Origin of the sequence: Vibrio breoganii, assembly GCF_024346795.1 — a bacterium.
Taxonomy (GTDB): Bacteria; Pseudomonadota; Gammaproteobacteria; order Enterobacterales; family Vibrionaceae; genus Vibrio; species Vibrio breoganii.
In genome coordinates, this window is sequence record NZ_AP024864.1 from 2,494,571 (window position 1) to 2,507,698 (window position 13,128).

At 46.0% G+C, this 13,128-nt stretch carries 12 protein-coding genes; 7 read left to right on the forward strand and 5 right to left on the reverse strand.

The window, feature by feature from the left end:
- The first annotated feature begins 91 nt into the window (after positions 1-91).
- The 4 genes from OCU35_RS11530 to OCU35_RS11545 all read left to right on the forward strand — a co-directional run bounded on the left by OCU35_RS11530 (position 92) and on the right by OCU35_RS11545 (position 4,216).
- Positions 92-595 carry a tetratricopeptide repeat protein gene (locus tag OCU35_RS11530; protein ID WP_102328996.1) on the forward strand — a complete coding sequence of 168 codons (504 nt, stop codon included), beginning with the start codon at positions 92-94 and terminating at the stop codon, positions 593-595.
- Between the two features lie 455 nt (positions 596-1,050).
- Positions 1,051-2,040, forward strand: a complete 990-nt coding sequence (locus OCU35_RS11535; protein ID WP_017028747.1) for an ABC transporter substrate-binding protein — start codon at positions 1,051-1,053, stop codon at positions 2,038-2,040.
- 66 nt (positions 2,041-2,106) lie between these two features.
- Complete coding sequence (locus tag OCU35_RS11540; protein WP_017028748.1) at positions 2,107-3,006, forward strand: ABC transporter permease; 900 nt, start codon at positions 2,107-2,109, stop codon at positions 3,004-3,006.
- Positions 2,999-4,216, forward strand: coding sequence for a quaternary amine ABC transporter ATP-binding protein (locus OCU35_RS11545; protein WP_261825386.1), 1,218 nt, complete (start codon positions 2,999-3,001; stop codon positions 4,214-4,216). The genes OCU35_RS11540 and OCU35_RS11545 overlap by 8 nt, the downstream gene beginning before the upstream one ends.
- Before the next feature lie 62 nt (positions 4,217-4,278).
- Here OCU35_RS11545 and OCU35_RS11550 read toward each other — a convergent pair whose 3' ends face one another.
- Positions 4,279-5,193: a LysR family transcriptional regulator gene (locus tag OCU35_RS11550; RefSeq protein WP_261825387.1), complete on the reverse strand. Its 915-nt coding sequence runs from the start codon at positions 5,191-5,193 to the stop codon at positions 4,279-4,281.
- 112 nt (positions 5,194-5,305) lie between these two features.
- On the opposite strand from OCU35_RS11550, the gene OCU35_RS11555 reads away from it, so the two are divergent.
- Entirely contained in the window at positions 5,306-6,499 is a 1,194-nt protein-coding gene (locus OCU35_RS11555; RefSeq protein WP_017028751.1) for an MFS transporter, read from the forward strand.
- A 67-nt stretch (positions 6,500-6,566) separates the two neighbouring features.
- On the opposite strand, the gene OCU35_RS11560 is transcribed toward OCU35_RS11555, so the two are convergent.
- Positions 6,567-7,175 (reverse strand): bifunctional 4-hydroxy-2-oxoglutarate aldolase/2-dehydro-3-deoxy-phosphogluconate aldolase, encoded by a 609-nt coding sequence (locus OCU35_RS11560; RefSeq protein WP_017242748.1) that lies wholly within the window; start codon positions 7,173-7,175, stop codon positions 6,567-6,569.
- Between the two features lie 8 nt (positions 7,176-7,183).
- Positions 7,184-8,560 (reverse strand): GntP family permease, encoded by a 1,377-nt coding sequence (locus OCU35_RS11565; protein ID WP_017242749.1) that lies wholly within the window; start codon positions 8,558-8,560, stop codon positions 7,184-7,186.
- Positions 8,561-8,714: 154 nt separating this feature from the next.
- Here OCU35_RS11565 and OCU35_RS11570 point away from each other — a divergent pair, with 154 nt between their 5' ends.
- Both OCU35_RS11570 and edd read left to right on the forward strand, forming a co-directional pair.
- Complete coding sequence (locus tag OCU35_RS11570) at positions 8,715-9,236, forward strand: gluconokinase (RefSeq protein ID WP_017028754.1); 522 nt, start codon at positions 8,715-8,717, stop codon at positions 9,234-9,236.
- Positions 9,233-11,029 (forward strand): phosphogluconate dehydratase, encoded by a 1,797-nt coding sequence (gene edd, locus OCU35_RS11575; RefSeq protein ID WP_017028755.1) that lies wholly within the window; start codon positions 9,233-9,235, stop codon positions 11,027-11,029. The genes OCU35_RS11570 and edd overlap by 4 nt, the downstream gene beginning before the upstream one ends.
- A gap of 70 nt (positions 11,030-11,099) precedes the next feature.
- On the opposite strand, the gene OCU35_RS11580 is transcribed toward edd, so the two are convergent.
- Together OCU35_RS11580 and focA are read right to left on the reverse strand one after the other, a co-directional pair.
- Positions 11,100-12,107 (reverse strand): LacI family DNA-binding transcriptional regulator, encoded by a 1,008-nt coding sequence (locus OCU35_RS11580; protein ID WP_017028756.1) that lies wholly within the window; start codon positions 12,105-12,107, stop codon positions 11,100-11,102.
- 115 nt (positions 12,108-12,222) lie between these two features.
- Positions 12,223-13,074 (reverse strand): formate transporter FocA, encoded by an 852-nt coding sequence (focA, locus tag OCU35_RS11585; protein ID WP_017028757.1) that lies wholly within the window; start codon positions 13,072-13,074, stop codon positions 12,223-12,225.
- Positions 13,075-13,128: the final 54 nt, after the last annotated feature.

A 13,128-nucleotide genomic window follows, 5' to 3' on the forward strand; every position in this document is an offset into this window, starting at 1 on the left:
GCCAAGTACCTGCACTCGTACATTGAACCTAACTCTAACTTTGTTCGTAGGTAACTGACACATCATCACAAATTTAGAACAGGAGTTCGTTATGTCAAAGGTATTGGGTTCTCTACTCACCTTGCTACTTAGTTCGTCGCTTGTTGTCTCTTCGGCCTTTGCTGCGGGCTCTGGCTCATACCATTCTAATTCCTCTAGCAGTGCAGAGAAGCTCTACAATCAAGGCGTCAAACTGATGATGGACAAGAAGTATGCTAAGGCAGAGAAGAAGTTTCGCAGCGCTATTAAGAAGGATACTGAACTAGCTGAGGCACACAATAACCTCGCCTACACCTTGAGGAAGCAAGGGTCGGAAAACTACAAAGCTGCGCTTACCCATTACAATAAGGCGATTTATCTCGATTCGAAATTGCCCGAACCCTATATGTATCGAGGTGTACTGTATGTGCAAATGGGTGATAAACAGCGTGCTTTAAAAGATTACCAAACACTCATACAGATGGGTTCACCTTTGGCGGAGGAACTGGAATACGTGGTCAAAAATGGTCGAGAAAAAACTCCTGAGCAATTTTTTGGGGTTTCCGAAAAACTCTAATTTTAACGCACTAAAATATTGGCATCGATACATATAAATTTCGATGCCTTTTTTGATATAAAGGAAATAACATCGCAATTAGTATCCTTATTTTCTTTGCTGTTATACGCAATACTTTACTTAATCTCACGTAAATAAGCCTGTGACTCTCTTCTCTCTACGCTTATAGCAAAATCGTAGAATAAAAAAATTATAATAACCAAACAAAATAAGAGATAACTTAATTCACCAAATTAAATTACTGCTTAGTTCCTGATATATAAGAATTAAATACTGAATATGCACTTCAATTCAGTGCGTTTTTAACTTTTATATTCAGGCGTCATTTTGCATTAAAAAAGAGAAATAAGTTAGTTTTCAAGTGCTTATTTTTGGTTCTAAAGAGACGGGGGTACAATAACTATCCGATATAATGTAACCTTAAATGGAGACTAAACCATATAAAAGGATTTATGATGAAATGGAAACTAGCCTCACTAGCATTCATCGCTAGTGTTTCAACTCACGTTCAAGCAGAAGAATGTGGCACTGTTACCATTGCAGATATGAACTGGAACTCAGCCAGTGTCATTGCCAACATTGACCGCTTCATACTAGAGCATGGCTACGGTTGTGACGCAGAACTTACTCCTGGCGATACCATGCCAACCGCAACCTCAATGATTGAAAAAGGCCAACCTGATATCGCTCCAGAGCTTTGGACAAACTCTGTTAAAGACGCCGTTGAAAAAGGCGTTGAAGAAGGCCGTCTAGCCTACGCAGGTAAAGCCCTTGTTGATGGCGGTGAAGAAGGTTTCTGGGTGCCATCCTACCTTGTTGAAGAGTATCCAGAGCTAGCAACAATCGAAGGCGTTAAAAAACACGCGAAACTATTTAAACACCCTGAAGACCCAGATATGGCAGGCTTCTACGGCTGTCCTGCAGGTTGGGGCTGTCAAATCTCAGGTGGCAACCTATTTGAAGCACTTGAGCTAGAAGAAGCAGGATTCGAGCTTATTGATTCAGGCTCAAGCGCAGGTCTATCCGGCTCTATTGCAAAAGCCTATGAGCGCAAAGAAGGTTGGTTCGGTTACTACTGGGCACCAACTGCCGTTCTTGGTAAGTATGAGATGGTTAAGGTTGACTTTGGTAGCGGTGTTAACGAAGAAGAGTTCGTTAACTGTATCGCTCTAGAGAGCTGTGAAAACCCAACCGTATCTATGTACCCACCATCGCCAGTGAACACTGTGGTTGCTGCAACCTTTGCGGATAAGAACCCAATGGCTATGGAGTACCTTTCTAAGCGTGGCTTCAAGAACAGCGATATGAACAAGTTGCTAGCATGGATGGAAGATGAGCAAGCAAGCTCAGAAGACACTATGTACCACTTCTTTGAAACCTCACCAGAAATTTGGAAGCAATGGGTATCGCCTGAAATTGCAGAAAAAATCACTGCCAATCTATAACCCCATCTAAACCATTAATTAAGGGCAGCTAGCCAGTTGCCCTTTCGACTATATAAAGGAATATATATGTTCGATAGCAGTTGGTTGTCCAGTTTTCCCGAAATAGACCGCTCTACTATGCGAAATATTCGCAAATCGTTAGACGGTGCTTACAAAGATTTTTCGAGAGAATATGGCGACTTAATCGAATCCCTATTTGATCCACTTCTTTCATTCTTGGTGTGGTTTGAGAAATTACTACTCGCCACTCCTTGGTTTATTGTTTTAGCCGTTATTACCGCCCTTATTTACCTTGCCAGTCGCTCAATTAAACTGACTATTGGCGGAGTAATTGCGCTTATTTTTATTGGGTATTTAGGCATGTGGGAAGATACGATGCGTACGCTCAGTATCATTACCGTCTGTACCCTACTCGCCATCGTTGTCGGCATCCCTATTGGCATCGCAATGGCACGCTCTAATCGAGTTCAGAGTGTCGTGACACCCATTCTCGATATCATGCAAACCATGCCCGCATTCGTTTATTTGATACCTGTGGTCATGCTGTTAGGCATCGGTAAGATCCCAGGGTTAATCGCCGTTGTTATCTATGCTATCCCACCGGTTATTCGCCTGACCAACCTAGGTATCAGGTTAGTTGATAAAGAGGTGATGGAAGCCGCCACAGCCTTTGGCGCAAGCCGCAGCCAGCGCTTATTTGGCGTGCAGCTGCCTTTAGCAATGCCGACTATCATGGCTGGTATTAACCAAACCGTAATGATGGCGCTATCTATGGTCGTTATCGCATCGATGATCGGCGTGAAAGGCCTTGGCCAACCGGTACTTAAATCCATCACCAACCAATACTTCACATTGGGCCTACTCAATGGCTTGGCGATTGTGGTATTGGCCATTCTTATCGACCGTTCGACTCAAGCTTACGCTAAGCGGACTCAGGCTCACCTAGGAGATTTAAGACATGATTAAACCTCTGATCAAAATCTCTGGCCTGTATAAGATATTTGGCCCTAAGCCACAGTCTGTATTGCCACTGGTAAAAGAAGGGCTTAGCAAGGACGAAGTGCTGGCCAAAACCGGTCACACAGTGGGCTTGAAAGACATCAACCTAGAGATCAATAACGGTGAGATTTTTGTAATCATGGGCTTATCTGGCTCAGGAAAATCCACCTTGATTCGTCACTTCAACCGCCTTATCGACCCAACAGAAGGTCGAATAGACGTCGAAGGCACTGATGTCATGCAGTTCGCCCCAAAAGAGCTCGAAGAGTTCCGCCGACATAAGATGTCGATGGTATTCCAACGCTTCGGCCTGCTCCCTCACCGCAAGGTGATCGACAACGTCGCCTATGGTTTAGAGATCCAAGGCCTTGATAAAACCGAGCGTCTTGCAAAGGCCACCGAATGGGTAGAAACCGTAGGCCTGAAAGGCTACGAAGACCAATACCCATCACAGCTTTCTGGCGGACAGCAGCAGCGTGTTGGCTTGGCTCGCGCCCTGTGTACAGATGCCGAAATCCTATTAATGGATGAAGCCTTTTCCGCCCTCGATCCATTGATTCGCAGTGAAATGCAGGATCAGTTAATTGAGCTTCAAGAGAAACTGCACAAGACCATCATCTTCATCACCCACGATTTAGATGAAGCGCTACGCATTGGTGATAAGATCGCTATCTTGAAAGACGGTGAATTGGTACAGCAAGGTACGCCAGACGAGATCCTATTGCACCCTGCGACCGATTACGTTGAAGCTTTCGTTAAAGATGTGAACCGCGCCCGCGCTCTGACTGTTGAAACCGTAATGCAAAAGCCTTCTTTGCGTATTACCACCAGCACTATCGAGGGTGCGTTAAGACAGATGAGAAAGTCCGAACACGACTACGGCTACCATGTTACCGAAGATGGCTACCAAGGCCTGATCACGGAGGAGACTCTAGAAGAAGCCTCACAAGATGATGCTATCGATAACATAGAGCCTAGCTTGTATGAAGACGTGCCAACCATCTCTTCGGAGTCTGCAATTGAAGAGGTTCTCACCGAAGCCATTTCATCTGACTACTCTCTACCAGTAATCAACGAAGACGGTGAATTAGAAGGCACCCTCGAAAAAGAGAAAGTTGCAGATATCTTCTCTGATAAAGAAGAAAAAGACGAGAAAGAAGAAATAAAGGCGAGCTAGTTTTTTCTTCTTCTTACAATCGAAGGCCTGATAGCATTTGATGTTATCAGGCCTTTTTGTTGCTAGATTTCCGCAAACCTCTCATACAAAAAGTCCAAAAACAGGCGAATACGCTTGGGCTGATACTTCTTATCTAGGTAATACACCTTCAAGTCTGTACTGGTGTCTGTGGTCGCTGAATTGAAGTTTACTGTGTAGTCACCCAGCACTGTCACCAACTGCCCACTGTTAATCTCAGATTGCACATCTAAGCGCGATTTCATGGCAATTCCTTGCCCGTTTAATGCAAGTTGTTTAATTATCTCACCATCATCGGATAACATCTTTGGCTTGACGGTTACCGATTCTAGCTTTGAATTCTTTCTGAAATACCAAGTTTTGAGTTCTTGTTCGCCGCTTAACATGACCAAGGCATTGTGCTCCATGAGATCCCTTGGAGCATTTGGAACACCATGATCTTTTAAGTACTGAGGTGAGGCACACAATACTCGCTCACTCTTACCCAGTCTTTTGGATATGATGTTGCTGTCATGCAGTTCCCCATAGCGAATCACCAGATCGACGCCACTGTCTGCGATGTTGTGCACGTGATCATTGAGGTAAAGGGATGGCGTGATTTCAGGGTAGCGCTCAGTAAACTCAGAGATGATCGGCAGAAGCATCTGCTTACTGATGTCCTTGGGTGCCACTATCTTTATTGGCCCTTGGGTAAGCCGAGTGCCTTGTTTAATCAGGCTTTCAGTTTCGTTCACACTGTCCAGAATATCTAAGCAAGAGCGATAATAGAGCTCTCCTGCCTCAGTAAGTGACAGATGTCGCGTGGTACGATTTAGCAGTTTAACCCCATAGCGCTCTTCTAGCGCTTGCAGTCGAGTGGTTATGGAGGCGGCTGAAACCCCAAGCTCTCGCGCTGTGCCTGCCATGCTTTTCTGCTTCACTATCGAAACAAACATAGCCATATCAGACAGTTTATCCATAATCACCCCACCATTAACTTCAAGTAAATAATGTATTCAATTTTCAGTCAATTATCAAAATATGAATAGAGGATAATAATAGCGTCATTGAAACGAATCAATGGAAAACATTATGACTCAACAAAAAATGCCAATGCAGGTTTGGATATTAACGCTAGCCGCGTTTGCCATAGGGACTGCAGAATTTGTTATCGCAGGTATTCTTCCACAGATTGCCACGTCACTCTCAATCACTGAAGGACAAGCGGGATACCTAATCAGTGCGTATGCACTGGCTATCGTTGTCGGCGGCCCCATCCTAACCATCTATCTTGCAAAATTTAATAAGAAGAACGTGCTTATTAGCTTAATGGGGCTGTTTATCTTGGGCAACGTACTCTCAGCACTGGCACCTAACTACACTTTACTACTCGCGAGTCGCGTAATCGCCGGTCTTGTGCAGGGACCTTTCTACGGCATTGGTGCGGTGGTTGCGACAAACCTTGTTTCTGAAAAGATGGCAGGTAGAGCGGTAGGGCAAATGTTTGCAGGCCTAACCCTAGCAAACGTACTGGGTGTGCCAGCAGGTACTTGGATAAGCCTAACCTTTGGTTGGAGTAATACCTTTTTTACTGTGGCAGCGTTTGGCGCGGTTGCACTTGTGTTTATCATGCTCGCTATCCACTCTTCAGGACACAGTGAGGCAAAAGATATCAAGACCCAGCTACAAGCCTTCAAGAACCCTATGCTATTGATAAGTCTAGCCATTACCGCCTTTGCATGGTCAGGCTTTATGACGCTGTACGGCTACATTGCTCCTATCGCGATGCATGTGACTGGCTTTGAACAAGATTCGGTTACTTGGATTCTGGTATTGGTTGGCGTTGGCTTAATAATCGGTAACACATTAGGTGGTCGCTCTTCAGATAAAAGCTTAACCAAGGCTTCTTTGTTCTGGGCTGTTGCTCTCATTGCATCGCTACTATTAGTGGGTATGTTTACAGGTAGCAAAATACTGTTCGTCGGTTCACTGTTTATCTTTGGTATTGCTTCGTTTGCTAACGTGCCAGCAATGCAATTGCGTGTGATGAATCACGGTGGTGAGGGTCAAGAGCTGGCAGCTACAGCCAATATCTCAGCGTTTAACCTAGCGAATGCGTTTGGCGGCTTCCTTGGTGGCATGGTGTTAGATGGGCACCTTGGTGCGAGCATGATCCCCTACGCAGCGGCGGTTGTGCCACTTATTGGCTTACTATTCATCATCAAAGCTAATAAGGGTGAAAAAAGCGACACACCCGATGACACTCTGAAAATAGCAACGCACTAACCGCTTTTCACACAAAAAAAGCCGATAGGTTTCCCTATCGGCTTTTCACTATTTATAAGTCATTGAGTTATAAAGCTTTGATCAACTGCGCTATTGCATCCCAATCCTGTTCATCGACAAGCTTAGTTGGAACAATCCAAGTACCACCACAAGCCACTACCGCATCAATCGCAAGGTAGTCTTGTAGGTTGTTAGGGCTGACCCCACCCGTAGGCATAAAGCTCACTGGATAAACCGCCGTGAGTGCCTTGAGCATAGGTACACCACCAGATGGCTCAGCAGGGAAGAACTTCAATGTCTTCAAGCCCAGTTCCATTGCTTGTTCCACCAAACTTGGGTTATTTACCCCAGGAACAATCGGCATGCCGCGCTGCTGACAGTAGGTCACGACTTTAGGGTTTAAGCCAGGACTTACTACAAAGTCGGCGCCCGCTTCTATTGCTTGGTCAACTTGCGCAGTGCTTAACACTGTACCTGCACCAATAAGCAACTCAGAGTAGGCTTCGCGCATAAGACGAATGGACTCTGCACCTGCCTCGGTGCGGAAGGTAACCTCAGCGCACGGTAAGCCATTTTCTACCAGCACTTTTGCCAAAGGCACGGCTTGCTGCGCGTTGTTAATAGTAATGACCGGAACTACCTTAATCTCACGTAGTTGCTGTTCAATATTCGACATGTCGACCTCTAAAGAATGAAGCTAAGAGTTGCCACAATAATGAAGGCAATACTACCTAGTAGCGTCTCCATTACTGTCCAAGTTTTAAGTGTGGTTTTCTCATCCATTTCCATAAGACGAGAAACAAGCCAGAAACCAGAATCGTTGAAGTGAGACAGTACTGTTGCACCACCTGCGATAGAGATAACGATGAAACATAGGTCTAGCTCAGAAAGGCCGGTTGTCGCAGCAACTGTTGGAGCAATCAATGCAGCAGTTGTAGTCAAAGCGACCGTTGCAGAACCCTGCGCTACACGCAGACACGTAGAGATAACAAACGCGGCTACCACAATTGGCATGCCCGTATCAGCCAATACTCCCGCTAGTGCATCACCAATACCACTTGCGCGAAGTACGCCGCCAAACATACCACCAGCACCGGTTACTAGAATCACGGCACAAATAGGAGCAAGGGAGTCGCCACACAGTTTTTCAAGTTTTGCCATGCCGTAATCTTTGGCAAATACCCACAAGCAAACTAGCAAGGTAATCAGAAGTGCAATCGGGGTTTTACCTAGCATACGCAGGAATTCTACCACCGCTGATTTACCGTCAATCACCCCCGCAACCGCTAGTGTATTCAGACCAGTATCAAGACAGATAAGGACAACAGGCAACACCAAGATCGCCATTACCGTACCAAACTTAGGTAACTTAGATTCATCAACAATCGCGTCACTATTAAAGAAGGCCTTTGATAGTGGAATATCAAATTTCTTACCAGCGTACAAACCAAATAGGTAAGCACCAAAGTACCACGTCGGAATCGCCACTAGGATACCAACAAACAGCAGTAAACCGATGTTTGCGCCAAGCAAATCAGCCGCGGCTACTGGACCTGGATGTGGTGGTACAAAGGCATGCATAACCGCGAACGCACCTGCTGAAGGCAGAGCATATTTAAGTGGAGAGCCACCAAAGCGCTTAGCGACGCTAAAGATGATTGGCATCATGACCACAAGGCCAGCATCAAAGAAGATAGGGAAACCAAATAGCAAGGAGGCGATACCCAGAGCTAAAGGTGCGCGCTCTTTACCAAAGCGCCCTATCAAGGTATCCGCAAGCACCTTAGCACCGCCGGTTACCTCAAGTATTTTACCTATCATAGCGCCAAGACCAACAAGCAAAGCCACTGAGGCTAGTGTGCCTCCGAAGCCGCCCATCATGGTAGGCACCACTTGGTCTGTGCTAACGCCTGTTGCAATCGCGGTACCCAGACTCACAAGGGTCAGAGAAGCAAAAGCATGAACTTTTAATTTAATGATTAGGATTAGCAATGCTGCTATAGCTAACCCCGCAATAGTTAACAGAAATGTAGGATCTGCGGCTTGAGCGATCTGCTCCATGGTCTCACCTTTAGAATTAAAATATTTGTGTGTTGGTTCACATCTAACTAAGTTACGGGTAACATGTTACCCGTAACAATAATAAGATAAACCTATATTTTGAAGTGGTGTCGAAAATTGAGATCACGCGCAAACTTTATCGAAAGGAACAATTATGGCGGGCAGTAGCATTATCGTAATGGGTGTATGTGCGAGTGGAAAAAGCACTATCGGCGCTCAGTTAGCACAGAAATTAGGGTACAAGTTCATCGATGGTGATGACCTTCACCCTAGAGCAAATATTCAGAAAATGGCGTCAGGAATGCCATTAGATGATGACGATCGTACACCTTGGCTAGAACGAATTCGTGATGCTGCCTATAGCCTAGAGAGCAAAAATGAACATGGGGTTATCGTGTGTTCGGCTCTGAAAAAGAAATATCGCGATCAAATTCGTGAAGGCAATGGCAACGTTACCTTCTTATTCTTGGACGGTAGCATGGACCTCATCATGGAGCGTATGAAGCAACGTAAAGGCCACTTTATGAAACTGAATATGGTTACCAGTCAATTTGAAGCCTTAGAAAGACCAGACGCTGAACCAAAGACCATTGTCGTTGATATTGACTGCAGTATCGCAGAAGTTGTTGAGCGCTCTGCCGCTGCCATTACAGAAAAAAGTGAGAACCTTGCATGATTCATCCAACCGTCCAAGCAGTAACAGAACGTTTGATTGAACGCAGCCTTGAAAGTCGTGCTGCCTTTATGGCGCAAACTCAGCAACAAGCCGAGCAAGGCAAGGTGCGTGCTCATTTGTCCTGTGGCAACCTCGCCCATGCTGTCGCTGCGTCATGCTCATCTGAAAAGAGCCAGATTCTAGATTTTACACGCTCAAATGTGGCGCTGATTACCTCTTACAATGACATGCTAAGTGCGCATCAGCCTTATCAGCATTACCCAGATCAAATAAAGAAATCTCTTGCCGAGCTAGGCCACACAGCGCAAGTAGCCGGCGGCGTCCCTGCTATGTGTGATGGAGTGACCCAAGGCCAGGCTGGCATGGATATGTCTTTGTTTTCTCGTGATTTAATCGCGCAATCCACGGCCCTTTCTCTAAGCCACAATATGTTTGATGCCACTTTGCTACTGGGTATTTGTGACAAAATTGCCCCAGGACAACTGATGGGTGCGCTCGCCTACGCGCACCTACCAACGGCATTCGTACCAGCCGGGCTAATGCCAACGGGCATCAGCAACGAAGAGAAGGTCAGCGTTCGTCAGCAATATGCTGCGGGTGAAGTCGGTAAAGATGCCCTTCTTGAAATGGAATGTCAGGCATACCACTCACCGGGCACTTGTACTTTCTATGGCACTGCAAACACCAATCAACTGGTGTTTGAAGCTATGGGCTTGATGTTGCCGGGTTCAGCGTTTATCCAACCAAACTCTGCACTTCGACACGCGCTAACAGACTTTGCGGCTAAGAAGGTTGCGTCAATGACCGCAGGTTCAAGTAACTTCCGCCCTCTTTCTGATGTTGTGACCGAGAAGAACCTTATCAATGGCGTTATTGCCTTGCTCGCTTCTGGTGGCAGTACCAACCACACCATTCATATGTTGGCTGTGGCACGCGCGGCAGGTATTCAACTCACCTGGCAAGACATCAGCGATCTTTCTAATACTGTTCCTTTGCTGGCTCGAGTCTATCCAAATGGCCCTGCGGACATGAATGCCTTCCAAGAAGCCGGTGGCGTTCCTGCTCTGCTACATAGATTGGATCAATCCAACCTATTGCATCGTGATGTAACCCCAACCTTTGGAAGCTTCGAAGAGCAGATGACACTGCCAAGCTTGAGTGATGGAGAATTGGTTTGGCATCACTGCCAAGGCAGTGTCGATGCAGAAGTTATCTCAACAACCGATGAGGTATTCCAGGCGACTGGTGGCACTCGAGTGTTAGATGGCAACCTAGGCCGTTCTGTGGTGAAAGTGTCTGCAGTAAAAGAAGATCAACGCGTGATTGAAGCACCTGCAATTGTCTTTCAGTCTCAGCACGATGTTGAAGCGGCGTACCAGCGCGGAGAGCTGAATAAAGACTGCGTTGTGGTGGTCACCCACAATGGTCCAGCGGCAAACGGCATGCCTGAACTTCACAAGCTCATGCCAATTCTCGGGAATATCCAAAAGGCTGGCCATAAGGTGGCACTGGTCACTGATGGCCGCTTATCTGGCGCATCAGGCAAGATCCCATCAGCAATCCACATTTCTCCTGAAGCGATTCGCGGTGGCGCCATTGGTTTAGTTAGAGACGGCGATATGATTCGTTTGGACTGTCAAACATCAGAGCTGAACAACCTTACTGACTCTAGCGGTCGAACGATGCTAGAGATCGATACTGAAGCGGATCAAATGACTTGGGGACGTAACTTGTTTAAGACGATTCGCCAGACTGTCACCAGCGCAGAAGAAGGCGCAAGCTTTATCATCTAATCTATTTTACATCTTACAAATAGATGTGAGGAATCTAAGGCCAGCGAACGTTCGTTGGCCTTTTTTATCCCTATACACTCTCGCCTTGAGTAAAGCTATAACCCATGTCGACTTGTGGGCTAGTCGTCAATGTACCCTGCAAGCGCTGAATAAGAAGGTCCGCACTTTTCGCACCAATGTCGTATCTAGGGGTATCAATGCTGGTCAATATTGGGCGGATGGTTTGCCCCATTTCCAAGGCATTGTAACCAATCACCGAAATCTGCTTAGGCACTTCTATACCGCGTTGCTGAGCGCTTAATACAGTACCGATTGCAATATCATCGTTGGTACAAAATACACCATCGAGATCAGGATAGGTTTGCAAGGCTTTGTCTAACAACGCATGCCCCAGCGACGAGCTTGAGTGCTCTGAGGTCAGTATGTGTTTTAGTTCCAATCCAGCTTCTAGCAATGCTTTATCGTAGCCCTGCATACGCAATTTAGTACGAGTATCAAGACGAGCACCAAAATAGGCGATGGAGGTTTTACCCGCAGCAATCAGTTTTTTGACCGCGACATAAGAAGCCTCAACATGATCGAGACCAACGGCTATATCAATCGGATTCTCGGGAAGCTCCATAGTTTCAACGACAGGCACATTGGCGTTCTTTATCATCTGCAAAGTGCGCTTGGTGTGATGGCTTTCGGTTAGAATTAAGCCGTCAACTTGATAGGCAAGCAAAGACGCTATCTTGCGCTCTTCTTCCTGTTCATCATAGCTAAAGTGGGCAATGAGAATTTCATAACCGTGTTCTTTTGTAACCGCTTCAATTCCTTGAACGAAAGAGGCAAAGATTTGGTTGGAGAGAGATGGAAGCAATACCCCGATAGCTTTACTAGACGATTTTGAAAGCATGGCCGGAGCTCGGTTTTCGATATAACCGACCTCTTCTAATACTGCTGATATCTTGTGGCGTGTCTTTTCGGCTACGGAATCTGGATTACGTAAATAACGCGATACCGTCATCTTGGTTACGCCAACCAGATCGGCTACGTCCTGTAGCGTGGGTCTGTTCTTCTTTGGGGTTTGCGTCATAAAAAGCGATAAGTCCTAATAATGCTCTCATCATTATGACCAATCACTTAAATCCATACAACATATTGCGCCTATGGAAAGGTGATAGGCACAATATTCGAGGAAAAATAACCCCTTAGTCTTTTAGATAGATCATCCAAAAGTAGATACCCACAAACAAACCACCACCAATGATATTGCCAATAGTGACAGGGATTAGGTTGTTTATAACAAAATCCAGAACGTTGAGATCGGCATAGTTAGCAATGTTTGCCCCTGTCATTTGCCAAAATTCTGCTGGTGCGAAGTTTTTAATGGCAATCGCCATAGGCACCTGGAACATGTTTGCGATGCTGTGCTCAAAGCCCGACGCCACAAACATTGCCACTGGCAAAATCAAGATAATCACTTTATCTGTAAGAGAGCGGGCACTGTATGTCATCCAAATAGCCAAACAAACCAAAAGGTTACACATCAAGCCCAACGCAACGGCCTGCCAGAAAGTATGGTGAAGCTTATGCTGTGAAATGGCCATGGCATTGAGCCCCATCAGCCCGCCATCACTCATATATTCTTTAGTGACCATCATGATACCCACCAGCATCATGGCCCCAACAAAATTACCGAAGTAGACAACGCACCAGTTCTTGGCCAGTTGACCCCATGTTATTCGACCACTCACCTTAGCAACGAGCGTCAGCACTGTGCTGGTAAACAGCTCACCGCCTGTGATAACCACAAGTATCAAGCCAAGGCTGAACGCCAACCCGCCCATCAACTTCGCCATACCATAGGGCATTTCCGCTGCGCCCGTCGTCACCACAGTATAAAAAACGAATGCGATGCCAATGTGCATGCCAGCAGCAATCGCTAACATAAATGATTTTATTGGCTTTTTAGTTGCTTTGCTTTCACCTACATCAGCGGCACGTACGGCCATTTCTGGAGGAAGAAGAGATTCAAAAGGAGTGGGGGTTGTATCTGCCATTACGCAATTTCACACATAGATAAAGGTTAAAGAGTACGCAGAATCTACTCCTCA

Excerpts from the sequence above, each read along its gene's own strand:
- OCU35_RS11530 (WP_102328996.1), top strand. The coding sequence starts at position 92 with ATGTCAAAGGTATTGGGTTCTCTACTCACCTTGCTACTTAGTTCGTCG.
- OCU35_RS11580 (WP_017028756.1), bottom strand. The coding sequence starts at position 12,107 with ATGACGCAAACCCCAAAGAAGAACAGACCCACGCTACAGGACGTAGCC.
- OCU35_RS11550 (WP_261825387.1), bottom strand. The coding sequence starts at position 5,193 with ATGGATAAACTGTCTGATATGGCTATGTTTGTTTCGATAGTGAAGCAG.
- OCU35_RS11570 (WP_017028754.1), top strand. The coding sequence starts at position 8,715 with ATGGCGGGCAGTAGCATTATCGTAATGGGTGTATGTGCGAGTGGAAAA.
- OCU35_RS11535 (WP_017028747.1), top strand. The coding sequence starts at position 1,051 with ATGAAATGGAAACTAGCCTCACTAGCATTCATCGCTAGTGTTTCAACT.
- OCU35_RS11555 (WP_017028751.1), top strand. The coding sequence starts at position 5,306 with ATGACTCAACAAAAAATGCCAATGCAGGTTTGGATATTAACGCTAGCC.
- OCU35_RS11560 (WP_017242748.1), bottom strand. The coding sequence starts at position 7,175 with ATGTCGAATATTGAACAGCAACTACGTGAGATTAAGGTAGTTCCGGTC.
- focA (WP_017028757.1), bottom strand. The coding sequence starts at position 13,074 with ATGGCAGATACAACCCCCACTCCTTTTGAATCTCTTCTTCCTCCAGAA.
- OCU35_RS11565 (WP_017242749.1), bottom strand. The coding sequence starts at position 8,560 with ATGGAGCAGATCGCTCAAGCCGCAGATCCTACATTTCTGTTAACTATT.
- edd (WP_017028755.1), top strand. The coding sequence starts at position 9,233 with ATGATTCATCCAACCGTCCAAGCAGTAACAGAACGTTTGATTGAACGC.
- OCU35_RS11545 (WP_261825386.1), top strand. The coding sequence starts at position 2,999 with ATGATTAAACCTCTGATCAAAATCTCTGGCCTGTATAAGATATTTGGC.
- OCU35_RS11540 (WP_017028748.1), top strand. The coding sequence starts at position 2,107 with ATGTTCGATAGCAGTTGGTTGTCCAGTTTTCCCGAAATAGACCGCTCT.